Source organism: Mesorhizobium sp. M0058, assembly GCF_040323095.1.
In the GTDB taxonomy this organism is placed as follows: domain Bacteria; phylum Pseudomonadota; class Alphaproteobacteria; order Rhizobiales; family Rhizobiaceae; genus Mesorhizobium.
In genome coordinates, this window is sequence record NZ_JAMYUQ010000013.1 from 196,474 (window position 1) to 220,132 (window position 23,659).

20 protein-coding genes and 1 tRNA gene are annotated in these 23,659 nt (G+C 62.5%); 16 read left to right on the plus strand and 5 right to left on the minus strand.

Annotated elements, in window-relative coordinates:
* Positions 1-72: 72 nt before the first annotated feature.
* On the plus strand, positions 73-378 hold the full coding sequence (locus tag NKJ75_RS23230; protein ID WP_023669515.1) for a Dabb family protein: 306 nt from the start codon (positions 73-75) through the stop codon (positions 376-378).
* A 6-nt stretch (positions 379-384) separates the two neighbouring features.
* Here the strand turns inward: NKJ75_RS23230 and NKJ75_RS23235 are convergent, their stop codons facing one another.
* Positions 385-1,248: a prephenate dehydratase gene (locus NKJ75_RS23235; RefSeq protein WP_023682034.1), complete on the minus strand. Its 864-nt coding sequence runs from the start codon at positions 1,246-1,248 to the stop codon at positions 385-387.
* A 23-nt stretch (positions 1,249-1,271) separates the two neighbouring features.
* Positions 1,272-1,997, minus strand: a complete 726-nt coding sequence (locus NKJ75_RS23240; RefSeq protein WP_023669513.1) for a 3-deoxy-manno-octulosonate cytidylyltransferase — start codon at positions 1,995-1,997, stop codon at positions 1,272-1,274.
* A 193-nt stretch (positions 1,998-2,190) separates the two neighbouring features.
* Here NKJ75_RS23240 and NKJ75_RS23245 point away from each other — a divergent pair, with 193 nt between their 5' ends.
* The 7 genes from NKJ75_RS23245 to NKJ75_RS23275 all read left to right on the plus strand — a co-directional run bounded on the left by NKJ75_RS23245 (position 2,191) and on the right by NKJ75_RS23275 (position 11,753).
* On the plus strand, positions 2,191-2,856 hold the full coding sequence (locus NKJ75_RS23245; RefSeq protein WP_023669512.1) for a c-type cytochrome: 666 nt from the start codon (positions 2,191-2,193) through the stop codon (positions 2,854-2,856).
* Between the two features lie 151 nt (positions 2,857-3,007).
* A complete protein-coding gene (locus tag NKJ75_RS23250) occupies positions 3,008-4,885 on the plus strand; it encodes an extracellular solute-binding protein (protein ID WP_023682035.1) in 1,878 nt (625 codons plus the stop codon).
* The gene (locus NKJ75_RS23255) at positions 4,885-6,753 is read left to right on the plus strand and encodes an extracellular solute-binding protein (RefSeq protein ID WP_352500252.1); all 1,869 of its coding nucleotides are present in this window, start codon (positions 4,885-4,887) and stop codon (positions 6,751-6,753) included. Before NKJ75_RS23250 ends, NKJ75_RS23255 begins: the two co-directional genes overlap by 1 nt.
* A 174-nt stretch (positions 6,754-6,927) precedes the next feature.
* Positions 6,928-8,025, plus strand: a complete 1,098-nt coding sequence (locus NKJ75_RS23260; RefSeq protein WP_023669509.1) for a microcin C ABC transporter permease YejB — start codon at positions 6,928-6,930, stop codon at positions 8,023-8,025.
* On the plus strand, positions 8,025-9,164 hold the full coding sequence (locus NKJ75_RS23265) for an ABC transporter permease (RefSeq protein ID WP_023682037.1): 1,140 nt from the start codon (positions 8,025-8,027) through the stop codon (positions 9,162-9,164). The genes NKJ75_RS23260 and NKJ75_RS23265 overlap by 1 nt, the downstream gene beginning before the upstream one ends.
* On the plus strand, positions 9,161-10,792 hold the full coding sequence (locus NKJ75_RS23270; RefSeq protein WP_023806306.1) for an ABC transporter ATP-binding protein: 1,632 nt from the start codon (positions 9,161-9,163) through the stop codon (positions 10,790-10,792). Before NKJ75_RS23265 ends, NKJ75_RS23270 begins: the two co-directional genes overlap by 4 nt.
* Before the next feature lie 19 nt (positions 10,793-10,811).
* Positions 10,812-11,753 (plus strand): 2-hydroxyacid dehydrogenase, encoded by a 942-nt coding sequence (locus NKJ75_RS23275; RefSeq protein WP_023682039.1) that lies wholly within the window; start codon positions 10,812-10,814, stop codon positions 11,751-11,753.
* A gap of 12 nt (positions 11,754-11,765) precedes the next feature.
* On the opposite strand, the gene NKJ75_RS23280 is transcribed toward NKJ75_RS23275, so the two are convergent.
* A complete protein-coding gene (locus NKJ75_RS23280) occupies positions 11,766-12,122 on the minus strand; it encodes a hypothetical protein (protein WP_023692609.1) in 357 nt (118 codons plus the stop codon).
* Between the two features lie 104 nt (positions 12,123-12,226).
* Entirely contained in the window at positions 12,227-13,159 is a 933-nt protein-coding gene (locus NKJ75_RS23285; protein ID WP_023699440.1) for a class I SAM-dependent DNA methyltransferase, read from the minus strand.
* Between the two features lie 105 nt (positions 13,160-13,264).
* Between NKJ75_RS23285 and NKJ75_RS23290 the strand changes: the two genes are divergently transcribed.
* Together NKJ75_RS23290 and NKJ75_RS23295 are read left to right on the plus strand one after the other, a co-directional pair.
* The gene (locus NKJ75_RS23290; RefSeq protein WP_023731394.1) at positions 13,265-14,275 is read left to right on the plus strand and encodes a ligase-associated DNA damage response exonuclease; all 1,011 of its coding nucleotides are present in this window, start codon (positions 13,265-13,267) and stop codon (positions 14,273-14,275) included.
* A 244-nt stretch (positions 14,276-14,519) separates the two neighbouring features.
* Entirely contained in the window at positions 14,520-16,118 is a 1,599-nt protein-coding gene (locus NKJ75_RS23295; RefSeq protein WP_023755180.1) for a cisplatin damage response ATP-dependent DNA ligase, read from the plus strand.
* A 7-nt stretch (positions 16,119-16,125) separates the two neighbouring features.
* On the opposite strand, the gene NKJ75_RS23300 is transcribed toward NKJ75_RS23295, so the two are convergent.
* A complete protein-coding gene (locus tag NKJ75_RS23300) occupies positions 16,126-17,319 on the minus strand; it encodes a hypothetical protein (protein WP_352500253.1) in 1,194 nt (397 codons plus the stop codon).
* A gap of 352 nt (positions 17,320-17,671) precedes the next feature.
* Between NKJ75_RS23300 and NKJ75_RS23305 the strand changes: the two genes are divergently transcribed.
* The 6 genes from NKJ75_RS23305 to NKJ75_RS23330 all read left to right on the plus strand — a co-directional run bounded on the left by NKJ75_RS23305 (position 17,672) and on the right by NKJ75_RS23330 (position 23,557).
* Positions 17,672-17,747 (plus strand) — tRNA-Thr (locus NKJ75_RS23305).
* A gap of 492 nt (positions 17,748-18,239) precedes the next feature.
* Entirely contained in the window at positions 18,240-18,428 is a 189-nt protein-coding gene (locus tag NKJ75_RS23310; RefSeq protein WP_023682045.1) for a hypothetical protein, read from the plus strand.
* Positions 18,428-19,609 (plus strand): acyltransferase family protein, encoded by a 1,182-nt coding sequence (locus NKJ75_RS23315; protein ID WP_352500254.1) that lies wholly within the window; start codon positions 18,428-18,430, stop codon positions 19,607-19,609. The genes NKJ75_RS23310 and NKJ75_RS23315 overlap by 1 nt, the downstream gene beginning before the upstream one ends.
* A complete protein-coding gene (locus NKJ75_RS23320) occupies positions 19,606-20,718 on the plus strand; it encodes a glycosyltransferase family 2 protein (RefSeq protein WP_023682047.1) in 1,113 nt (370 codons plus the stop codon). The genes NKJ75_RS23315 and NKJ75_RS23320 overlap by 4 nt, the downstream gene beginning before the upstream one ends.
* Complete coding sequence (locus tag NKJ75_RS23325; RefSeq protein WP_023725804.1) at positions 20,715-21,761, plus strand: glycosyltransferase family 2 protein; 1,047 nt, start codon at positions 20,715-20,717, stop codon at positions 21,759-21,761. The genes NKJ75_RS23320 and NKJ75_RS23325 overlap by 4 nt, the downstream gene beginning before the upstream one ends.
* The gene (locus NKJ75_RS23330) at positions 21,761-23,557 is read left to right on the plus strand and encodes an ABC transporter ATP-binding protein (protein ID WP_352500255.1); all 1,797 of its coding nucleotides are present in this window, start codon (positions 21,761-21,763) and stop codon (positions 23,555-23,557) included. The genes NKJ75_RS23325 and NKJ75_RS23330 overlap by 1 nt, the downstream gene beginning before the upstream one ends.
* Positions 23,558-23,659 lie beyond the last annotated feature (102 nt).

Below are 23,659 nucleotides of genomic sequence, written 5' to 3' on the forward strand. Positions count from 1 at the left end.
TTGTTATTTTACGCAATTCCGGACGGAAAACCGCTTCACACTTTTCCTGGAATTGCTTAACGGGAGCAAAAAATGATCCGTCACACCGTGGTTTTCACCCTGAAGCACCCGCAGTACTCGCTGGAGGAAAAGCGGTTCCTCTCCGATGCCAAGCGCATTCTCAGCGCAATCAAGGGCGTCACCCATTTCGAGCCGCTGCGGCAAGTCAGCCCGAAAAACGACTATCACTTCGGCTTCTCGATGGAGTTCGTCGATCAGGCCGCCTACACCAGATATAACGAGCATCCCGACCACGTTGCCTTCGTGCGCGACCGCTGGATCCCGGAAGTCGAAACCTTCATGGAAATCGACTATGTGCCGCTGACCCTGCTGGTTTAGGGAACCTTAGTCCGCGACCTTCCACTGCTCGCGCGACTCGCTGGCGGGATAGACACCCAAAATGCGCACTTCGCGCGAGAAGAAGCGCAGTTCGTCCAGCGCCAGCTTGACCAGTGGATCGTCGGGATGGCCCTCGATATCGGCGTAGAACAGCGTCGCGGTGAAGGCGCCCAACTGATAGCTCTCCAGCTTCGTCATGTTGACGCCGTTGGTGGCGAAACCGCCCATTGCCTTGTAGAGCGCAGCCGGCACGTTGCGGACACGGAACATGAAGGTCGTCATCATCTTGGTGTCGGCCGAGGGCCGTTCGGCCAATCGCTTGTCCTTGGTCAGCACGACAAAGCGGGTGACATTCGAATCCGTGTCCTCGACGTTCTTCTCGATGATGTCGAGGCCGTAGAGTTCTGCGGCTAGCGCCGGGGCGAGCGAGGCCATGGTGCGGTCCTTGAGCTCCGAGACCAGCTTCGCAGAGCCCGCCGTGTCGCCGGCGATCACCGGCTTCCAACCGTTCTTGCGGATGTATTTGCGGCACTGTCCCAGCGCATGGATATGGCTGTGCACGGTCTTGATCTCTTCGCGTTTGACGCCTGGCAGCACCATCAGCTGGAAGTGGATCGGCAGAAAATACTCGCCGACGATGTGGAGTTTCGATTCCGGCAAGAGATGATGAATGTCGGCGACGCGGCCGGCGATGGTGTTTTCGATCGGGATCATGGCGAGGTCGGCCTTGTTGGTCTCGACCGCGTTGAAGGCATCCTCGAAGGTGGGGCACGGCAACGGCTCCATCGAAGGGAACATGTTGCGGCTGGCGGTGTCGGAATTGGCGCCCGGTTCGCCTTGGAAGGCTATTCTGTTGGTCTTGTCAGGCATGCCGATATCTCAGGTTGAAGGTCTCAGGAAAGAATTTGTCGGGCGCGTTCGAGGTCTTCCGGCGTGTCGACGCCCAGCGGCAGCGATTGCACGATCTCGGCATCGATGCGCATACCGGCCTCCACCGCCCGCAACTGCTCCAGCCGCTCGCGCCGTTCGAGCGGCGAAGGTTTTAGCGCGACGAAGCGTTCGAGGGCTGAGCGCCGATAGGCGTAGAGGCCGACATGGTGATAGAGCGGCCCCTCGCCCCAGGGCGCGGTGGCGCGGGTGAAATAGAGCGCCTTCAGCCGCGTCGCCGACAACGGCGAACCGACGATCTTGACGACGTTGGGGTTGGCCTTTTCCTCGTCGCGGACGATCTCGACGCCGAGCGTGGCGATGTCGACCGCAGCGTCCTCGAACGGTTTCAGCGCCGCACCGATGATCTTGGGATCGATGGTCGGCAGGTCGCCCTGCACATTGACGATGGTTTCGACCTTGCGATCGGGGTCGAGGGCGGTCAGCGCCTCGAAGATACGGTCGGAACCGGATTCGTGGTCGGTGCGCGTCATCACCGCCTCGAAACCGTGCGCGCGCACCGCTTCGGCCACGTTGCGCGTGTCGGTTGCCACCACTACCCGGCCAAGCCCAGCCTCAGCGGCGCGGCGGGCGACATGGACGATCATCGGCGCGCCGGCTATGTCGGCCAGCGGCTTGCCCGGCAGGCGCGTCGAGGCCATGCGGGCCGGGATCAGGATGAGCGTGGACATCGAGGTTGCAAGGCGTTCGAAAGAGGATGGGGAAAGTGGCAAAAGGTCTCACTGGAAGCGCCCTTATAGGTGTTGCAACGCCCAAGCAAAAGACCTAGTTTCCGCCCGATTTGACCGGCTCGACGGGGTGGGTCACGATACCGACGGACGGAGTGGACGGAGAGGTCCGCCGGAAAAGGGAGCCCTGGGGCGTATGGATTCCAACGAAGTCAACAAACTGCTCGCCGGGTTGCTTGGAACCTGTTTCGTCGTCTTCTCGGTCGGTTTGGTGTCCGACGCCCTGTTTGCCTCGCCGGCGCCGGAAAAACCCGGCTTTGCCATCGAGGCGACGGAGCCTGCCGAAGGCGGCGCCGCCGGACCCGCAGCAGAGGCGAAGCCGATCGCCGACCTTTTGGCCACCGCCAATGTCGAGCAAGGTGCGGCCGTCTTTAAGAAATGCCAGGCCTGCCATTCCGGCGAAAAAGGCGGCCCCAACAAGGTCGGCCCGGATCTCTGGGACATCGTCGACCGCCCCGTCGCCGAGCATGAGGGCTTTGCCTATTCGGCCGGCATGAAGGAGTTTTCCAAGGGCGGCGCCGAGAAGTGGACCTATGACAATCTCAACCACTTCATCACCTCGCCGAAGAAATTCGTGAAGGGCACGGCGATGGGCTTTGCCGGCCTGCCGAAGGACGAGGACCGCGCCAACGTCATTGCCTATCTGCGCACGCTGTCGGATAGCCCGAAGCCGCTGCCGACGCCAGGTGCCGCCGCCGATGCAACGGCGCCGGCCAAGCCGGCCGAGGGTGCCGCTCCGGCCAAGCCGGCTGAAGGTGCAGCTCCAGCCCCTGCGACGCCGGCACCGGCGCCCGCCAAATAACCGAATTGTCATCTCCATGACCTCAAAAAAGCCGGGTTCAGCCCGGCTTTTTGTTAGGAAAATCGCATATGCGGCGACAAAGCCGCCGCATGGCGGTTTTCACCGGCGTCAAATCATTTAGGATTGCCGGGCATCGCGACGAGGAGAACGCATGACGGTTGGCCGAACGCTTCTGAGGTCCTTTCTGGTTGTGGGCGCCCTCGCAGGCGGCCTGCAGGCATCCTTCCCCCAGGAATGGCACACCACCTCTTCGCTGATCGGCCCCTCCAAATATGGCGAGAACTTCCAGCGCTACGATTATGTGAATCCGGATGCACCGAAGGGCGGTACCTACAATTCGGTCGTTTCCGGCACGTTCGACAGCTTCAATCCCTACGTCGTGCAGGGCTCGCCGGCGGCCGGCCTGCAGCCATTTGGCGGCGGCCTGCTCTACGACACGCTCATGGATCAAGCGACTGACGAAGGCAGCGTCAGCCACCCGCTCATCGCCGATGCCTACAAGTACCCTACCGACTATTCCTCGGCCACCTACCGGCTCGACCCACGGGCGAAATGGCATGACGGACAGCCGATCACCACTGACGACGTGATCTGGTCGTTCCAGGTGCTGAAGGCCAACAGCCCGATGTACAGCCGCTATTTCGAAAACGTCACCGACGCCGTCGCTGTCTCGGACCGTGAGGTCGAGTTCCACTTCGACCAGAAGGGCAATCGCGAACTGCCCAAGATCCTCGGCGACCTTGTCGTGCTGCCCAAGCATTGGTGGGAAGGCACCGACGACAATGGCAAGAAGCGCGACATCACCAAGGGGACGCTGGAGCCGCCGCTGGGCTCGGCTGCATACAAGATCGCCAGCTTCAAGGCGGGGTCGGAAATCGTCTGGCAGCGCGTCCCCGACTATTGGGGCGCCAAGCTGGCTGTGAAGATCGGCCGGGAGAATTTCGACACGCAGCACTTCACCTACATTCTTGACGACAACGCCTCCTGGGAGGCGTTCAAGAAAGGTGGCCTCGACGATATCAAGCCGGAAAACAGCTCGAAGCGCTGGGCGACATTTTATGATTTCGCGGCGATCAAGGCCGGCGATGTGATCAAGCAGGAGTTCAAGACCACCTCGCCCGAGCCGATGCAGGCTTTCATGCTCAACCAGAGACATAGGTTGTTTGCCGATCGTCTGGTCAGGGCCGCGCTCACCTACCCGTTCGATTTCGAATCGATGAACCGCACGCTGTTCTTCGGTTTCAACACTCGCACCCACAGCTATTTCCAGGGCACGGACCTAGCCTCCAGCGGCTTGCCGCAAGGCAAGGAATTGGAGATCCTGGAGAAGTACCGCGACAAGCTGCCGCCGGAAGTATTCACCCAGGAATTCAAGTTGCCGGTCTACGATTCGCCGCAGGCGGAGCGCAAATATCTGAAGCAGGCGGTCGACCTGTTCGCCCAGGCCGGCTGGGTGATCAAGGGCGGCAAGATGGTCAACGCCAAGACCGGCGAGCCATTCAAGTTTGAAATCCTAGGCTCGAATGAAACCGACCAGGTCATTTCCAGCCCCTGGATCGCCAATCTGCGCAAGATCGGCGTCGATGCAACACTGCGCATCGTCGACCCGAGCCAGTACACCAACCGCGTCAGAAACTTCGATTACGACGTCATCACAGGACAGCTCCAACAGTCGGAATCGCCCGGCAACGAGCAGCGCGATTTCTGGAGCTCCAAGGCCGCCGACACACCGGCATCGCGCAATTATTCCGGCATCAAGAACCCGGTCGTTGACGCCCTTGTCGACCGCATCATTTTTGCCACGGATCGCGATGACCTCGTCGCCACCACCCATGCGCTCGATCGCGTGCTGCTGTGGAATTACTATGTGGTGCCGCAATACTATCGCGCCGTTGTGTGGCTGGCTTACTGGAACAAGTTCGGCATCCCGGAAAAGCAGCCCGGCTACCGTGGCGCCGATATCGATTCCTGGTGGATCGATGCGGACAAGGAAAAGGCCCTGGCCGCCAAGTACAAGGGCAGCAATTGATGGCGGGGCTCCCTCGCCGCGATTTCCTGGCCCTCAGTGGCGCCGCGGCCGTTGCTGCGCTGCTGCCGGGCAAGGCTTTCGCCGCCAGCCCAACCGGCGTGAAACTGCATGGACTGTCGGCTTTCGGCGACCTCAAATACAAGCCGGACTTCACTCATTTCGACTATGTCAATGTCGATGCGCCGCAAGGTGGCGTCTTCAACTTCCTGCCGCGCAACTGGCTTGCCAACCAGACGCCGCTGACCTTCAACACGCTGAATTCGTTCGTTCCCAAAGGCGATTCGCCCCAGCGCACGGAGATGTGCTTCGATTCACTGATGGTGAGAGCGTACGACGAACCTGACGCCGTTTACGGGCTGATCGCTGACAGCGTGACGATTTCCGACGACCGCAACGACTTCACCTTCTCGCTGCGCCCGCAGGCCCGCTTCCATGACAGCACGCCATTGACGGCAGAGGATGCCGCCTTCACCTTCAAGCTGCTCAAGGACAAGGGGCACCCGTACTATTCCCTGCCGCTAACGCATCTGGATGACGCGATTGCCGTGGATGCCCACACGCTGCAGCTTAGGTTTTCCGGCAAGCAGACAAGCCGCACCATCCTCAACGTCGTCGAGTTCCCGGTCCTGTCGAAGGCGTTCTACACGGCCAACCCGTTCGATTCCTCGCAGATGAACCCGCCGTTGGGGTCAGCCGCCTACAAGGTCGGTCGCTGGTCGGCAGGGGCCTGGATCGAATATGAGCGTGTGGCTGATTATTGGGGCAACGACCTGCCGGTCAATCGCGGCCAGAACAATTTTCAGCGGATCCGCGTTGAGTTCTATCAGGACCGTAGCGTTGCCTTCGAAGCGTTCAAGAAGGGAGAAATCCTCTACAGGGAGGAATTCACCTCGCGCGTCTGGGCGACCGGCTACGACTTCCCAGCGTTCACTGCCGGCAAGGTGGTGAAGCACGAATTCCCGGCCGAAACGGTGCCTTCGATGCAGGGCACCGCCGTCAACCAGCGGCGCGAGCAGTTTCGCGACTCGCGCGTGCGGCAGGCGATCGGGCTCTGCTTCGACTTCGAATGGACGCGGCGCAATTTCTTCTACGGTTCCTATGAGCGCTCGCAATCCTGCTTCGAGAAATCCGAATTTCGCGCCGAGGGCAGACCGTCGCCACAAGAATTGGCTCTTCTTGAGCCGCTGCGTGAGCAGATTCCCGCCGAGGCTTTTGGCGAAGCCGTGATCCAGGACGCGTCGAACGGCTCCGGCCGCGACCGGCAGTTGCTTGGCAAGGCGGCCAAGCTTCTGGCCGAGGCCGGCTGGAAACGGTCCGGCAATTTCGTCGTGAACGACAAGGGTGGTCGGTTGTCCGCAGAGTTTCTTGTCGACGACGAAGTCTTCGAACAGGTCTACTCGCCCTGGGTCGAAAACATGAAGGCGGTCGGCATCGATGCCTCGATCCGGCTGGTGGATGCCGCGCAATATCAGCTGCGGCAGAATTCGTTCGACTACGACCTCGTCTCGGTCGCGGCCTTGTTTCCGGCGACGCCAACCCGTGACGACCTCGAAACCATTTTCCATTCGCGAGCAGCTACCGTATCGGGCTCTCGCAATCTGCCGGGAACGTCGAGCCCGGCCATCGACGCCCTGGTTGACGCCGCAGGTGCCGCCGAGGGTCGCGAAAGCCTGACAATTGCCATGCGCGCGCTCGACCGGGTCTTGCGTGCACGGAGGGATTGGATTCCAAGTTGGTTCCTGGCGAATCATCGAAGCGCCTATTGGGACATGTTCGGTTTTCCCGAGCGGAAACCCGATTTCGACTTCCCGGTCGAAGCGCTGTGGTGGGTCGACAAGGGCAAGGCGGCAAAAATTGGCAAAGGGTAGGCTGTTGCGCGGCACTTTACCCTCCCCCTCGTGGGGAGGGTCGGTGAGCACTTCGTGCGCAGCGCGAATGGCGAACCGGGGTGGGGGTGTGACGGCGTACGCCGGATCGAGACTACCCCCACCCCGCTCCGCTTCGCGGATCGACCCTCCCCACAAGGGGGAGGGTGAAAGCTGATGGGCGCCTACATACTGCGCCGTATCCTGCTGATGATACCGACCCTGTTCGGCATCATGGCGGTTGCTTTCGTCGTCACTCAATTCGCACCGGGTGGACCGGTCGAGCAGGTCATCGCCAGCCTGACCAACCAGGGCGGCAGCGACCGCCTCGGCAGCGGCGGCGGCGATGCAGGAGGCGGCGGCAATTTCGATGTGGCCGGTGACGTCGGCTCGAAGTATCGCGGCGCGCAAGGGCTCGATCCGGAATTCATCAAGAAGCTGGAAAAGCAATTCGGCTTCGACAAACCGCCGCTCGAACGCTTCGGCATGATGCTGTGGAACTATGCCCGCTTCGATTTCGGCGACAGCTATTTCCGTGACATCTCGGTTCTTGACCTGATCCTGGAGAAGATGCCGGTGTCGATCTCGCTTGGGCTGTGGATCACGCTGTTGTCCTATCTGATCTCGATCCCCCTTGGCATCCGCAAAGCGGTCAAGGACGGCTCCGCCTTCGACGTCTGGACCAGCGGCGTGATCATCGTCGGCTATGCCATACCGGCCTTCCTGTTCGGCATATTGCTGATGGTGCTGTTCGCGGGCGGCTCCTTCTGGGACTGGTTCCCACTGCGCGGCATCGTCTCCGACAATTGGGACCAATTGTCGTGGCCCGACAAGATCGTCGATTATTTCTGGCACATGACCTTGCCGCTGACGGCGCTGGTGCTGTCGGCCTTCGCGACGACGACGCTGCTGACCAAGAACTCCTTCCTGGAAGAGATACGCAAACAGTATGTGGTGACGGCCCGTGCCAAGGGCCTGTCGGAGCGGCGGGTGCTTTACGGACATGTGTTCCGCAACGCAATGCTGATCGTCATTGCCGGCTTTCCAGCGGCCTTCATCTCGGCCTTCTTCACCGGCTCGCTTTTGATCGAGAACATCTTTTCCCTCGACGGTCTCGGGCTGCTCGGTTTCAGGTCCGTGTTGGCGCGCGACTATCCGGTCGTGTTCGCCAACCTCTATATATTTTCGCTGCTTGGTTTGTTCGTGACGCTGTTGTCCGACCTGATCTACACATGGGTCGATCCGCGCATCGATTTCGAGCGGAGAGACGTCTGATGACGCAGGCTGCAGCCGAGATCACACCGACAAGGATCGCCCGCCCCTGGCTGTCGCCGCTCAACAAGCGGCGCTGGCAGAACTTCAAGGCCAACCGGCGCGGCTACTGGTCGTTGTGGATATTCCTCGCTCTGTTCGTGCTGTCGCTGTTTGCCGAACTGATCGCCAACGACAGGCCGATCGTCGCCTACTACAAAGGCGAGATCCTGTTCCCGGTGGCGGTCGCCTACCCCGAGGAAAAATTCGGCGGCTTCTACGCCGTCACCGACTATCGCGACCCGGTCATCCGCGACGAGATCAACGCCAATGGCTGGATGATCTGGCCGCCAATCCGCTATTCCTACCGCACCGTCAACAATGCGATCCCCGACGCCGCTCCCGCAAAACCGTCATGGGAATACGACGCGCAGAGGCGATGCAGCCAATATCCGCAAGGCGCTGCCGATCCTGACTGCATTGTCGGCAACTGGAACTGGCTGGGTACCGATGACCAGGCGCGCGACGTGCTGGCGCGCATCATCTACGGGTTTAGGATTTCCGTGCTGTTCGGGTTGATCCTGACTGCGGGTTCGTCGGTTATCGGCGTCGCCGCCGGCGCGCTGCAAGGGTATTTCGGCGGCTGGACCGACCTTCTCTTTCAACGCTTCATAGAAATCTGGTCGGCGATACCGCTGCTGTATCTGCTGCTGATCGTCGCCGCCATCCTGCCGCCGGGCTTCTTCATCCTGCTCGGGCTGATGCTGCTCTTCTCCTGGACGTCGCTTGTCAGCGTGGTGCGCGCCGAATTCCTGCGCGCGCGCAACTTCGAATATGTCAACGCGGCCCGCGCGCTTGGTGTGTCCAACCGCACCATCATGCTGCGCCATCTTCTGCCCAATGCCATGGTGGCGACGCTGACCTTCATGCCTTTTCTGGTCAGCGCCTCGATCTCGACACTGACCTCGCTCGACTATCTCGGCTTCGGCCTGCCGCCCGGCACCGCGTCGCTCGGCGAACTGCTAAAACAGGCGCAGAGTAACCTCAATGCCCCCTGGCTCGGTATATCGGGCTTCATCGTCATCTCGCTGATGCTGTCGCTGTTGGTGTTCATCGGTGAAGCAACGCGCGATGCTTTCGACCCGCGCAAGGCGTTCCGATGAGCAGCGAACTCCTGCTCTCCGTCCGCGATCTCAGCGTTGCCTTCACCCAAGGCGGCAACCAGTCGACCGCCGTCGACCACATCTCCTTCGATCTCGCCAAGGGCGAGACGGTGGCGCTTGTGGGCGAATCCGGTTCCGGCAAATCGGTCTCGGCGCTGTCGGTGCTGAAGCTTCTGCCCTACCCGACGGCCAGCCATCCCTCGGGCAAGATCCTGTTCCAGGGCGCCGACCTTTTGGCGATGAACGAAAAGCAGTTGCGCAGCGTGCGCGGCAACAAGATCACCATGATCTTCCAGGAGCCGATGACCTCGCTCAATCCGCTGCACACGATCGAGCAGCAGATCGTCGAGATCCTGGCGCTGCATCAGGGCATGGGCGACCGCCAGGCCAAGGCGCGCACGCTGGCGCTGCTCAACGAGGTCGGCATTCGCGAACCGGAAAAGCGGCTCGACGCCTATCCGCACCAATTGTCCGGCGGCCAACGCCAGCGCGTCATGATCGCCATGGCGCTGGCCAACGAGCCTGAACTGCTGATCGCCGACGAGCCGACGACGGCGCTCGACGTCACCGTGCAGGCGCAGATCCTCGAATTGCTGGCGGGGCTGAAGAGCCGCAAGGGCATGTCAATGCTGTTCATCACCCATGATCTCGGCATTGTCAAAAAGATCGCCGACCGCGTCTGCGTGATGACCAAAGGCAAGATCGTCGAGACCGGGCCGACCAGGGACATCTTCGCCAACCCGCAGCACGCTTATACCAAGCACCTCCTGGCCGCCGAGCCGAAGGGCAAGCCGCCGGCCGCCAACGATGCCGCCAAGCCGGTGATGACAGGCAAGAACATCAAGGTTTGGTTCCCGATCAAGAAGGGTTTCTTTCGCACCACCGTCGACAATGTGAAGGCAGTTGACGGCATCGACGTCACCGTGCGCGCCGGCCAGACCCTCGGCGTCGTCGGCGAATCCGGCTCCGGCAAGACGACGCTCGGGCTGGCGCTGGCGCGGATGATCTCATCGACCGGCACCATCCAGTTCAATGGCAGCGACATCAACCAGCTTTCCTTCAACGCCATGCGGCCGCTGCGCCGCGAGTTGCAGATCGTTTTCCAGGACCCGTTCGGCTCGCTCAGCCCGCGCATGTCGGTCTCGGAGATCATCGAGGAAGGCTTGAAGATCCACGAGCCGAAGCTGTCGCCCGATCAACGCGACGACAAGGTCGTCGCCGTGCTGAAGGAGGTCGGGCTCGATCCGGCGACCAGGAACCGCTATCCGCATGAATTCTCCGGCGGCCAGCGCCAGCGCGTCGCCATTGCGCGCGCCATGGTGCTCAATCCACGCTTCGTCATGCTGGACGAACCGACCTCGGCGCTCGACATGAGCGTGCAGGCGCAAGTGGTCGACCTCTTACGCAATCTGCAGGCCAGGCACGACCTTGCCTATCTGTTCATCAGCCACGATCTGAAAGTCATTCGCGCCCTTGCCAATGACGTCATCGTCATGCGCAATGGCAAGATCGTCGAAGCCGGCCCTTCCGAACAGATTTTCGAGCGGCCGCAGACCGACTATACGAAGGCGCTGATCTCGGCCGCGTTCAAGATCGAGACGGCGCCGGTCGGTATCGTCAGCGAATAACAGGGAATACAATCCGCAAATGGAAAAAGGCAAAATCCTGCTTGCCGTCACCGGCTTTCATCCGCAGCGCTGGCGCGAGCTGCTGTCGGCCGAGCGCGAAGTGGTGCTGGAGCCGGACGGCGCTTCGGATCCGTCGATCACCTATGCGGTGGTGTGGAAGCAGAAGCCGAACCTCTTGAAATCGCTGCCCAATCTACGCGCAATCTTCTCGATCGGCGCCGGCGTCGACCATATCTTCGCCGATCCCGGCCTGCCCGATGTGCCGATCGTCAAAGTGGTAGCCGACAACCTCACCCAGTACATGACCGAATATGTCGTCTGGCGCGTGCTCGACCATCACCGCCAGGGCATGCTCTATCGTGCGCAGCAGCCGAAGAAGACCTGGCACGAACCGCCGCAGCGGCCGGCCGGTGACATCTCGGTCGGCATTATGGGGCTCGGCAATCTCGGCCGCGCGGCGGCATCGGTGCTGTTGTCGCTCGGCTTTGCCGTCAATGGCTGGTCGCGGAGCGACAAGGCCATGAAAGGCGTTGCGACCTATGCCGGAGAGGCCGGGCTGATCCCCTTCCTCAACGCCACCGACATACTGGTGGTGCTGCTGCCGCTGACGCCGGATACGCACGGCATCATCAATTACGGCGTGCTGAAGGAATTGCGCAAGCGCAACGGCCTCGGCGGCTCGGTGCTGATCAATGCCGGGCGCGGCCGGCTGCAGAAGGACGCCGACATATTGCGCGCGCTGGGCGACGGCACGCTGAAGGAGGCGAGCCTCGACGTGTTCGAGGTCGAGCCGCTGCCGAAGACCAGTCCGCTATGGAGTCACCCGAAAGTGTTCGTGACGCCGCACGCGGCGGCGACCTCCGACCCTGTCCACCTGGCGCCGAGCATGTTGCGGCAGATGGATGCCTTCGAGCGCGGCGAAAAGCTTGATAACGTGGTCGACCGCAAGGCGGGGTACTGAGGAAGTCCAGGTTCAGCTCGGCAGACTGAACTTCTTCTGCTTGTTGGGCGTGCCGCAGTCGCGGCGGACGATCGAGCGGTTCATGGCATCGATCTGGCCGCTTGCCAGGTCGGTGTCGCGCTTGCTTTTGGAGCGCATATCCGGCGTGAACGGGCCGAAGCCCATCGCCGGATTGGAGAAGCTCGGCTTGGCGTCCGTCGACAGATGGTATTGCTGCGCCAGTTCGTTGCGCTGCGCCAGCAACTGGTCGCAAGGCACATTGTCATACTGCAGCGACGATTGTACGTCCTGGTCCTGCCGCTCCGACATCGAGCTGCTGCAGCCGGCCATCGCTAGGCAGGACGCCAAGACCATCATGTTCCAGCGCATGTGTTCCTCCTCAATGCCTGCCGAGGGCTTTTCTCGGCTTGTATCCTACCTGATGCCGCGCCAGCCGCAAAAATCTTATTCACGTTTTCGAACAAGACGAGACATCAACCCTTGGACGAGGGCACCGCCAGCGCGGCAAGCCCGCCGACCGGCTGGCGGCGATCCCAGCGGATGACGGTCGGCTGCATCGACAGCACCGACAGGCCGTTTGCCGCAAGCACCCGCTCGACATAGGCTTGAGAATGGGCGTAGCGACGAGACGGCTGCAGCGCAAAACCGGCGTCGCCGCCCGCCCCGCCCTTGGCTGGCGTTTCGACGGAAAAGGCAAACAGGCCATTGGTGGCCAGAATGCCGGCGACGGTCTTCACCACGCGATCGAGCGCGCCGACATAGATGAACACGTCGGCCGCCGCCACCAGATCGGCTTTCGGCCCGGCATAGGCAAAATGCTGCAGATCGGCCTTGGCGAGCAGGTCGTAGACGCCCTTGGCGCGGGCCTTTTTCAGCATGGCGGCGGAGATATCGTAGCCCTCCAGCCGTTCGGCGACCGGCCGCAGTTTCTCGCCCATCAGACCGGTGCCGCAACCGAGATCGAGCGCCAGCGAAAAGCGGCCCGGTCTTGCCGCGCGAATGGCGCGATCGAGAAACTCCGGCAGCCGGTAGCCGAGCTTGTCGACCAGCGAGTCCTCGAAAGTCTCGGCATAGTGGTCGAACAGCGTCTCGACGAAGGCGCTGGGTGGCGCTGCGGCAGCCGGCGCCTTGCCGATCAGCTGCAGCTTCAGCGCAGCACCCAGGCGATCCGCCGGGTCCAGTTTCAGCACAGCCGCCCAGGCCTGCGTCGCCAGGTCGAGCAGCCCCGTTGCCTCCTGCATCTCGCCCAGGCGGAACCAGCCCGCCGCCCATTGCGGCGCCAGTTCCAGCGCGCCGAGCAGCAGCTCCGCCGCTGCCGCGTGCTCGCCCGAGCCGAAAAGCATCTCGGCATAGTCGGCGCGACGGTCGGCGGTCAGGTCGCCGGACGAGATTTTCAGCGGTTGCATGGCGATGGCCCCGCCGGCTGATGCGGCCGGTGGCTGGCTGTAGGCCGAGTCAGCAGTCTCTTGCAACAGGCTTCCCGCGCTGGAATTAGCCACTATCTTCAGTGGATGCGCGCCAGCGACCTGCTCCATCCCCGGCCTGAAGGCCTTTATTGCCCATGCGGCGATTTCTTCATCGACCCGGTGCGGCCAGTCAACCGGGCGTTGATCACGCATGGCCATTCCGACCATGCCCGATCCGGCCATCGTTCGGTGCTGGCTACGCAGCAGACACTCGACATTATGGGGTTGCGTTATGGCGAGGATTTTGCCGGGACAACGCAAGCGGCCGTGCTTGGCGAAGCGATGGCGCTGAACGATGTCAGCGTCACCTTCCATCCGGCCGGCCATGTGCTGGGCTCGGCGCAGATCGCGGTCGAGCACAAGGGCAGGCGCATCGTCGCCTCCGGCGACTACAAGCGCCAGAAGGACGCGACCTGCGCACCGTTCGAACCGGTCCAATGCGACGTCTTCATCACCGAGGCGACCTTCGGCCTGCCGGTGTTTCACCATCCGCCCGACACGGAGGAGATCGCCCGGCTGCTCAAATCGGCGGCGCAGTTTCCCGAGCGATCGCATCTGGTCGGCGCCTATGCGCTGGGCAAGGCACAGCGGGTGATGCGGCTGCTGCGCGATGCCGGTTATGACAGGCCGATCTATATCCACGGCGCGCTGGCCAAGCTCAGCGAATATTACCAGAGCCAGGGCATCGACCTCGGCACGCTGGAGCCGGCAACCGTCGACAGCGGCGGCAAGCAGGATTTCACTGGGGCCATCGTTGTCGGCCCTCCATCGGCCTTCGCCGACCGCTGGGCGCGGCGCTTTCCCGACCCGATCTCATGCTTCGCCTCGGGCTGGATGCGCATCCGCCAGCGCGCCAAGCAAGGCGGCGTCGAACTGCCGCTGATCATTTCCGACCATGCCGACTGGGATGAACTGACCGCTACCGTCAAGGAGACGGGCGCCGGCGAAATCTGGGTGACGCACGGCCGCGAGGAAGCGCTGGTGCGCTGGTGCGAGCTGGAAGGCATCGCCGCCAGGCCACTGCACCTGGTGGGATATGAGGACGAGGGCGATTGATGGTGATTTTTGATCCAGAAATCGCCGGCGCGGCGATCCTTCCCACCCCCCTCTGGCCTGCCGGCCATCTCCCCCGCAAGGGGGGAGATCAGATGTCACCTCCGCTTTCGCCAATCGCCAACCTCGCAAGATGGGCGGCAAGATCAAGGCTGCCAATCTCCCCCCTTGCGGGGGAGATGTCCAGCAGGACAGAGGAGGGTGTGCCAGAACGCAAACCTCTGCCGTCAACGCGGTCCTTGCATCCATGAACCGCTTTGCCGAACTCCTCGACCGCTTGGTGCTGACGCCGTCGCGCAATGGCAAGCTGACGCTGCTCGTCGACTATTTCCGCAGCGTCGAGGACCCCGACCGCGGGCTGGCGCTGGCGGCGATCACCGGCGACCTCAACATTGCGGCGGTCAAGCCGGCGATGCTGCGCACGCTGGTCACCGAGCGCATGGATCCGGTGCTGTTCGGCTATTCCTACGACTATGTCGGCGACCTTGCCGAAACCGTCTCGCTGGTCTGGCCGCAAACGCCGGGACATATCCCCAACCGGGAGCCGACGCTTGGCGATGTCGTGGCGACGCTGCAGGCGGCGAGCCGCTCGGACGGACCCAAGGTGCTGGCCGGGCTGCTCGACAGCGCCGGCATTTCGGCGCGCTTTGCCATCATCAAGCTGGTCACCGGCGGCTTGCGCATCGGCGTTTCGGCGCGGCTGGCCAAACAGGCGCTGGCCGATTTCGGCAAGGTCGATGTCGCCGAGATCGAGGAGCTGTGGCACGGGCTGACGCCGCCCTATATCTCGCTGTTCGCGTGGCTGGAAGGCAAGGCCGAGAAGCCGAAGCGGACCGCACTTGCCCTGTTCAGTCCGGTGATGCTGTCGAACCCGGTCGGCGACGGCGACCTCGAAAAGCTCGATCCGGCCGCCTATGGCGCGGAATGGAAATGGGACGGCATCCGCGTTCAGGCGGTGTGCGAGGGCGGCGTGCGCCGGCTCTATTCGCGCACCGGCGACGATGTGTCCGGCGCATTCCCCGATCTCGCCCAGGCGATGAATTTTTCCGCCGCGCTCGACGGCGAATTGCTGGTCGGCGAGCCCGCGGCGACCGGCACGTTTTCGGACCTGCAACAGCGGCTCAATCGCAAGAGCGTGGCCCCGAAGATACAGCAGCAATACCCGGCCTTCATGCGCTGCTACGATGCGCTGCAGATCAACGGCGAAGATTTGCGCGCGCTACCTTTCCGCGAGCGGCGGGCCCGTCTTGAGGCCTTCATCACAACGCTGGACCCGCACCGTTTCGATCTGTCGCCATTCGTCGAATTCCGGGATTGGCAAACGCTGGAGGAACTGCGCCGCGCGCCGCCGCACCCGATTATCGAAGGCGTGATGCTGAAGCGCTGGGATTCGCCCTATCTCGCGGGACGGCCGAAAGGGCCGTGGTTCAAGTGGAAGCGCGATCCGCACACGGTCGATGCTGTGCTGATGTATGCGCAGCGCGGCCATGGCAAGCGGTCGAGCTTTTATTCCGACTATACGTTCGGCGTCTGGTCGGGGCCGGAAGGCGCGGAGGAATTGGTGCCGGTCGGCAAGGCCTATTTCGGCTTCACCGACGAGGAGTTGAAGCAGATCGACAAATTTGTCCGCGACAATACGGTCGAGCGTTTCGGCCCGGTGCGCTCGGTGCGCGCCGACCGCAGCCAAGGCCTGGTGCTGGAGGTGGCGTTCGAAGGTCTCAACCGTTCGACTCGCCACAAATCCGGCGTTGCGATGCGATTTCCCCGCATCTCACGGCTGCGCTGGGACAAGCCGACCGCCGAAGCCGACCGCATCGAGACGCTGCAGGCGCTGCTTGATCGCTAGGCGGCGCTTACGGTTCGATCGAAACGCGGATCTCGTAGATGTCGACCGCCTTGCCCTGCTTGTCGAAGTCAGAGTTGATGGCGATGCTGCCGGCCGCGCCCGGGGGCTTGTCGGGGAATTTCACGTCGAACAGATATTCGTTACGCTGCTGGCCGACCGCATAGCGCTTGCGGCCGCAGTCGCCGAGATCGCCGAAATTGCAGTCGACGGAGATCTGCGTGTCCTTGCCGTCCTCGGCGCGGGCGACGATGTCGAACACGGCATGTTTGCCGGCAAGCTTCTCCAGCACGCCCTGCCCGACATCGAAGCTGATGGCCGAGCCGGAAGCACCGGAGCGGATGCGCAGGAAGGAGCCGGTGTCGTCCTGCACGACATCGGCCTTGGCGTCGGACGGGGTCGCCACATGCGTTGGATCGGTGGGTGTAAACACGTTGATCCAGTCGCGCGTCTGTTCGGCGACACCAGGCTGCTGCGGCGCGCCAGGCTGCTGCGGCTCAGTTGTATCGGCAGGCGGCGTGAAGTCGTCATCGTCGACGGTCGGCGGCGCTTCGGGCGGCGCCGTGTCGAGCTGCGCCGGCGTCTTGAAGACCCCGGTCTGCACGGCGAAATAGAGGCCGATGCCGGCGGCGGCGAGCAACGTCACGCCAAAGAAGATCGCCGTCAGCGGCAGGCGGCGGCCCCTTATCCGCCTTTCATCACGGTCAGGCGCCACTTCCGCCGCGGCCTCGGCCGGCGCGGAATCGGCCATATCGATCGCCGGGGCGCCGGGCAGCGTGGCGTCAGGCATGATGTCGGGGACGACCGGCAGCACGCGCGAACGCGGCGCGTCGGATGCCTCGGGCTGAACCGGTTCATCAACGACGATCGCCGGCGACGGTCCGACCGCGACACCTGTCGGGGCATCGACCGCGGGCGCTTCGGTGGCGCCTGGCGCTTGCGCGGCGTCTTGCGTCTGCGCAGCGTCTTGCGTCTGCGCGGCGACATCGGGGACCGCTGGCAGGAATTCGGATTCGATCTCGGCGATCTTTTCCTGCACCGCCTTGCGGCGCTTGATGGCGGCTTCCACCGTCACGCCGGGATTGGCCTGGAGCACGCGGTCGAGCGCCGCGAAAGCCGACCGATAGACCCTCTCGCGAAATGCCCGGTCCTCGGCGTTGCCTTTCTCGAAGGCGTTGCGGATCGCTTTTTCGATCGCGTCCAAGCGAATTTCCCCTGTCCGTTCGCTTACATTGCCATGATCGTTAGCCGCAGGCGACCAATCAATCAACGGGCGAGCGCCCGCATTCTGCCTTACAGGCCTGTTCAAGGCCCATTTCGATGCGTTTTGGCAATAAAATCAGTCCGTTTTGCCGCCTTGCCGGGCAGTTTGTGCGCAGTCCACCGCGACGTCTCCGCGTAGCCGAAAAAGCAAATGAGGCGGTGGCTCATTGCGCGCCAATGGAAAATGCCGGGACGAATTGCCGGATGCCGGCTCGAAATCGCGGTTGCCCATCTTGAATTAGCGGCCGGTTGAGTCTATCACCCAGCCGATCCTGGAACCTCGCGCTTCCCGGGCCGCTTTAGCTCAGTTGGTAGAGCACATCATTCGTAATGATGGGGTCAGGTGTTCGAGTCACCTAAGCGGCACCAGTTCTCCATCCGACGCAAGCGTGACGGCAGGTGCAAGGCTAATGCACGTCACTCCCTACGCCAACACCGGCACTTCCTGTCTGCCTCGTCGACATGCGCCATATGGCCGCCGCCACAGGATTGCGTCGTCAGACGCTTGACCATCGACTATGCTGCATCGCGCAAGATCGACAGCCTAGAGAACCCGACAATACAAGCATAATTTATAAGATACAAAACCACTATCTTGGAATAATCTTCGTCAATTTTGACCTATATCAGACACTCCGGATTATAGTTGTGTAATTAAACCGTGCCTTTTCTGACATGGTACTACTGCTCATGCAGCATTGCGGACGTGAAAAACCCTGATCGACGCAACGCACTCGCAAATCATACCCATTTTTAGCACTAACTCACACAAATATTACAGCTCGATAGATATTTTGTGTTGCACTGCACCATTGCCCGGTTGCACCATTTCTTGGGGGATTTGGTACTGGGAAGTGCGCCGTGGAGGATTCCGCCAAGTTGATCAGCTTGAATTTTTCGCTGGCCAGCACCGATTTCGAGGCTGCCCCGCGCACAAGGCGCGGGTTTGATGTTGTCGGCGCACTCTCGACGCTGGCAGGCCTCGACCTGAGGCCCGGAATGCAGGGCCGCTGGCTTCATCGGAGATTTCAGACCGGCGGAAATGGCTGATGGCGGTCGCGCGTGACAATCAGTTGGACGCTCTGCGCGCCATCGCTGTCACGATGGTTCTCTATTCCCATTTCCTTGCACCCAACGGGTCCTCCTTTTGGGGCCACATCGGGGTGCGGCTTTTTTTTGTGCTGAGCGGCTTCCTGATCACACGACTGCTGCTCGAAGCGCGCGCCGCGGCCGAATTCAAAGCCGGCCCTGCATTGAGTTCCTTCTACATCAGGCGCGCGCTGCGCATATTCCCGCCCTATTTCGCCGTGCTTGGGTTCGTCTGGCTGACCGATCTGGAGCAGTCCAGTGGATCGCTCGTCTGGCATGCGCTTTACCTGTCGAATTTTTGGTACGCGCTGCGCAACGAATGGACGCCCTGGCTACTCTGCCATTTCTGGAGCCTGAGCATCGAGGAGCAGTTCTATATCGCCTGGCCGCTGGTCGTGCTTCTCGCACCCCGCCGGCGGGTGGAAGCGATCACTATCGGCGTCATCCTGTTGTCGCTGGCCTATCGCTTCTACTGGCCGATCACCGCCACCCCGGCGCTAGCGCGCGACCTGCTGCCGCCAGCATCGATGGACGCGCTGGCGTTTGGTGCTTTGCTTGCCTGCCGGCGGACCAGAGGCGCCGGCCTGCCGCAATGGATGCGGCTAGGCTGGCCAGCCCTTGCGACTGTCTTCCTGGCGATTGAGTGGCTTATCCCTGCGCCGGCCGATCCTATGCTGGAATGGGCCCGCTGGGCGTTACTGCAGATCCTGCCCCTAGTGCCGCTGGTGGCCGTTGTCGCCGCCTGTTCAGCCGGCCTTGGCGGCGTCCTCGGCAGGGTTTTCGAACTGCCACCGCTGCTGTCACTGGGCCGCATCAGCTACGGCGTCTATCTTTACCATCCGATCCTTCTTTCGCTCGCCGTCAAGTCACAGCCCTGGATCCCGCTCAATGTCTCGGAGCAGGGGCCAGGGCGTTTCCTGGTCGCGAGCACCGCCACGATCGCCGTCGCTTCGATCTCGTGGACGGCTTTCGAAAAGCCGCTCAACGGCCTCAAGCGCCGCTTCCCCTATGTAGCGCGCCGCCGCTCCCAGGCACGCTCTGGCGATGCCGGCTGGCTCGGCAGGGCGGCGGACGCCTATCCCGGCGGATCCCCCGATGGCCGCGCCGCACTCGAACTCCGGCGAACGGATGCGCAGAGATGACCACCGCGCCGCTCGTCTCCGTCCTGCTGCCGGTCTACAATGCCGGGCCTTATCTCACCGCTGCGCTGGAGAGCATTCTGCGGCAAGACTACGATCGCCTGGAGGTCATCGCTATCGATGACGGATCGACTGACAACTCGCTCGAGATTCTCGAACGATACCGCCGGGCAGACAATCGCGTTTCTGTCATCTCGCGTGAGAACCGCGGCCTCGTCGCCACCCTCAATGAAGGGCTACGATTGGCCCAGGGCGAGCTTGTTGCGCGAATGGATGCGGACGATGTCGCCTATCCCCGGCGCCTCTCGCGCCAGGTCGCACTGTTCGAGCGGCGGCCCGATCTCGGCTTCTGCGGCGCCTGCGTCGATACCTTGCTTCACGGCCGTATCGCCAAAGGCAGGCTAGACCCGGTGTTCCGGCTCGGCCGGCTCGACATATTGTCGATGTTCTTTACGATATTCTTACATCCGACGGTGATCTATAACAGGAAGGTTATTGGGAACAACGATCTCTATTACGATCCAAAATATAGGCATGCCGAGGATTTCGATCTCTTCAGACGGCTTGCCGGCCGTTTCCCGGCGACCATATTGCCCGATAGCCTGCTCGTCTATCGCATCCATGCGGGAAGCGTGACCATGCGGCATGCCAAGGAAATGCGCAGGACGCATTTGCGGATCGTGGCCGAAAATCTCGAGCGTGAGGGGCTTGCGGAAACCACAGCGGATCTGCGCGACATCGGCGAGGCCGTCTCTTTCGACACGGTTTCGCGCGCAGCCGATTTCATCCGTGCGCTCGAAGAGCGGATTTCCGAGCTGCCGACCGACACACGGCCAAGCTTCGAGGCAGGCGCGCTGAACCTGTTCTATTTCCTCTACCAACTCGTCGGCGACGAAGGAGAACCGCCGCTGACCCACGAATTGCTCACGCGGACGGCGAGATGGAATTTCATCCGGCGCCGCGAACAATATGCGCTGCGTCCCGGCGTCTGGGCGCCTTGGCTCAGCCTGCTCTCGATAAGGGCCGGAAAGCGGGCGGACGCGGTGGCCTACTTCTTCAAAACCACGCCGGCCGAAGCGGTGCTTGCGCGTTATCAGCGGGGACTGGTATGACCGACAGGCCCCACCCGCTCCTGCGCGATCACCAGTTTGCGAGTGCGCCTGTCCCGACATCTCCCCGATCGGAGCGGCCGTCGCTCGAGGTCAGTTTCATCGTCTGCACGCGCGACCGCGCCGCTGTGCTGGAGGCTTGCATAGCCTCGATCCAGGCGGCATGCCGGGTGCACGCCACCTTCGCGGCAGAGTTGGTGGTGGTCGATAATGGTTCACGGGACGGTACGTCAAAGCGGCTGGCCGCTATCGCCGAAACTTCCGACATCCCAGTCACAGCCGTCTCGGAGACTCGCCCCGGACTAGCCGCTGCCCGCAATGCCGGATTGGCGCGAGCGCGAGGCCGCGTGCTGGTCTTCGTCGACGACGACTGCAAGCTCGACCGCGACTATCTCCGCGACCTGGAGCGGCACTACCGGAGTGGCGAGAAGTGGCTGATCCGCGGCGGCCGGGTCGAGCTCGGTGATGCCCGGGACCTGCCCTTCACCATAAAGCTCCGCGAGGCAAGCGAGCGGCTGACCCCGGCGGTCCACCCCGGCGGCTTCGTGCTCGGCTGCAACATGACCATGCACCGCGACGTCGCGGCCCGCATCGGGTCGTTCGACGAACGCTTCGGCGCTGGCGGCCCGCTACGCTCGGCTGAAGATACTGATTATCTCGTGCGGGCGATGCTGCTCGGCATGCCGGTCGAGTATGTGCCCGACATGACGGTCTTGCATCATCACGGCCGGCGAGACCGCAAATCGATCGACAGGCTGCACCGCGACTATAGCCTCGGTAATGGTGCGCTGTGCCTGAAACATGTCCGCCACGCCCCTTGGCTGCTTCGCCATGTCTATTGGTCCGCGCGGGCCGCGTTCAGGGAACTGGCGGGCCGTCCTCGCTTTGACCGCGACCTCGATCTGTCGCACTGGCCTATTGTTGTTATGAATCTGGCAGGTGCCGCCAGATTTGCGCTGCTCGTCATGATGGGATGGCCAAAACGGCTGCCGCTGCGCCACGACCGAGAAGCCAGCGAAGCCAATGCGGAGGCCAGAGCGCGATAATGTCACTGATTCCGTCAGCCCTGCCAATGCTGCGCCGCGCGCTTGGTGGCAGGCTGTTGCGGCTCGTTCCCGTCGTGGTGGGGCTCGGGCTTGCGGGCGCCGCGCTGGAAGGCCTCGGCATCGGTCTCATCATTCCGCTGCTCGGCATCATTATGGGACGTGGCGAAACATCAGGCATGGCCGGTTTCTCCGCCCTCCTCCAGCAGGTTGGAGCGGACCTCGGCGAGCGCCAGCGGCTGATCGCCATTTCGGCCGCGATCCTCGGTTCGATCGTACTGAAAAATGTCTTTGCCTTCGCCAACACTCTGCTGACCAGCTACATCTACGGCAAGGCAGGTTATTCGATCCGTAGCGCACTGTCGGAGCAGTTGCTCAGGGTCGGCTACCCCTTTTTCCTGCAGCAAAGCCCCGGGCGGCTGCTCAACATCATCTCCAACGAATCCTGGCGAGCATCCGACGCTGTCCAGGCCCTGCTCGGCGCGATCGTCAGTGCCTCGGCCGCCGTCATCCTGCTCGCCTTCCTCCTGCTCCTCTCTTGGCAGATGACGCTGCTGGTGACTCTAGGGCTGGCGCTTGTCCAGCTGGCGCACGGGGTTTTGTCGTCCAATCTGAAGGCGCCGAGCCGCAGCGTCGTCTCGCGCAACAGCGCACTGGCGTCGCAGATGCTGCATCTGGTGCATGCCGGGCGCCTGATTCGCATCTTCGGGCAGGAGAACCGCGAAAAGGCGGTCTTCGCCAAAGCGTCCGACGGGGTGCGGCGGGCGGCTTTCGTGCTTTCAATCCGCCAGGGCGTCTTGCCGCCACTGACCGAGGTATTGCACGCGATGCTGTTCCTGGCGGTGGTGATCGGAGCCTGGCTGGCGAATGTAAGCTTCCCGCTGACCGTCGCCTTCCTCATCCTGCTCTACCGACTGCAGCCGCATATGCGGGCCTTGCAGATGTCCTGGAGTCAGTTGCAAGGCATGAGCGGCTCGCTGGAGGAGGTACAATGGCTGCTCGATCCTTCCGACAAGCCCGAGGCGCCGCAGGGCAGCCTGCCGTTCGACGGCTTGCGCCAAGGGATCAGCTTCGATGATGTGAGCTTCGCCTATTCCGGTCCCCTGTCAGGCCCCGACGCGCGCGAGGCGGTGCTGCATAAGGCGGTGTTCGATATCCGCAGCGGCCGCTCGACGGCGCTGATCGGCCGCTCGGGCGCCGGCAAGACGACGATCGTCAATCTCCTGTGCCGCTTCGTCAAACCCGACAGCGGCAGGATCCTCGTCGATGGGGCACCGCTCGATGAAGTCGACCCAAGCCAGTGGCGGCGGAACATTGCCCTGGCCAGTCAGGAGCTGGAACTGGTCGATGGCACCATTTTTGAAAACATTATCTACGGCTACGACACGGCCTCGGCCAGCGACGCCATGCGCGCCGCAAGGCTGGCCGAGGCACATCAATTCATCGAGCACCTGCCGCAGGGTTACGCGACGCTGGTCGGATACCGGGGCATCAACCTGTCAGCCGGACAAAGGCAAAGGATCGCCCTGGCGCGGGCGCTGGTGCGCGATCCCGATATTCTCATCCTCGACGAAGCCACCAGTGCGGTGGATGGGTTGTCAGAAGCCGCTATTGTCGAGACGCTGAAGTCGCGGGCCGGCCGCCGCACCACCATTGTCATCAGTCATCATTACAGCACCATATCGTTCTGCGACGACGTGGTGATCTTGAGCCGCGGTCGGGTGAAAAAACAGGCCCCCTTCGCAACCCTGGCAATGCTCAGCATGGACGAGCTTTACCAGCACGGAGCGGGTGAGTGATGGGGCGCACCCCAACCTGCGACGCGGCTTACGCCCGGCAGCTCGCAGATCGCGATCAATCCTGCCGGCAAACCACCGCCGCGACGCATTTCCGATTGTTCA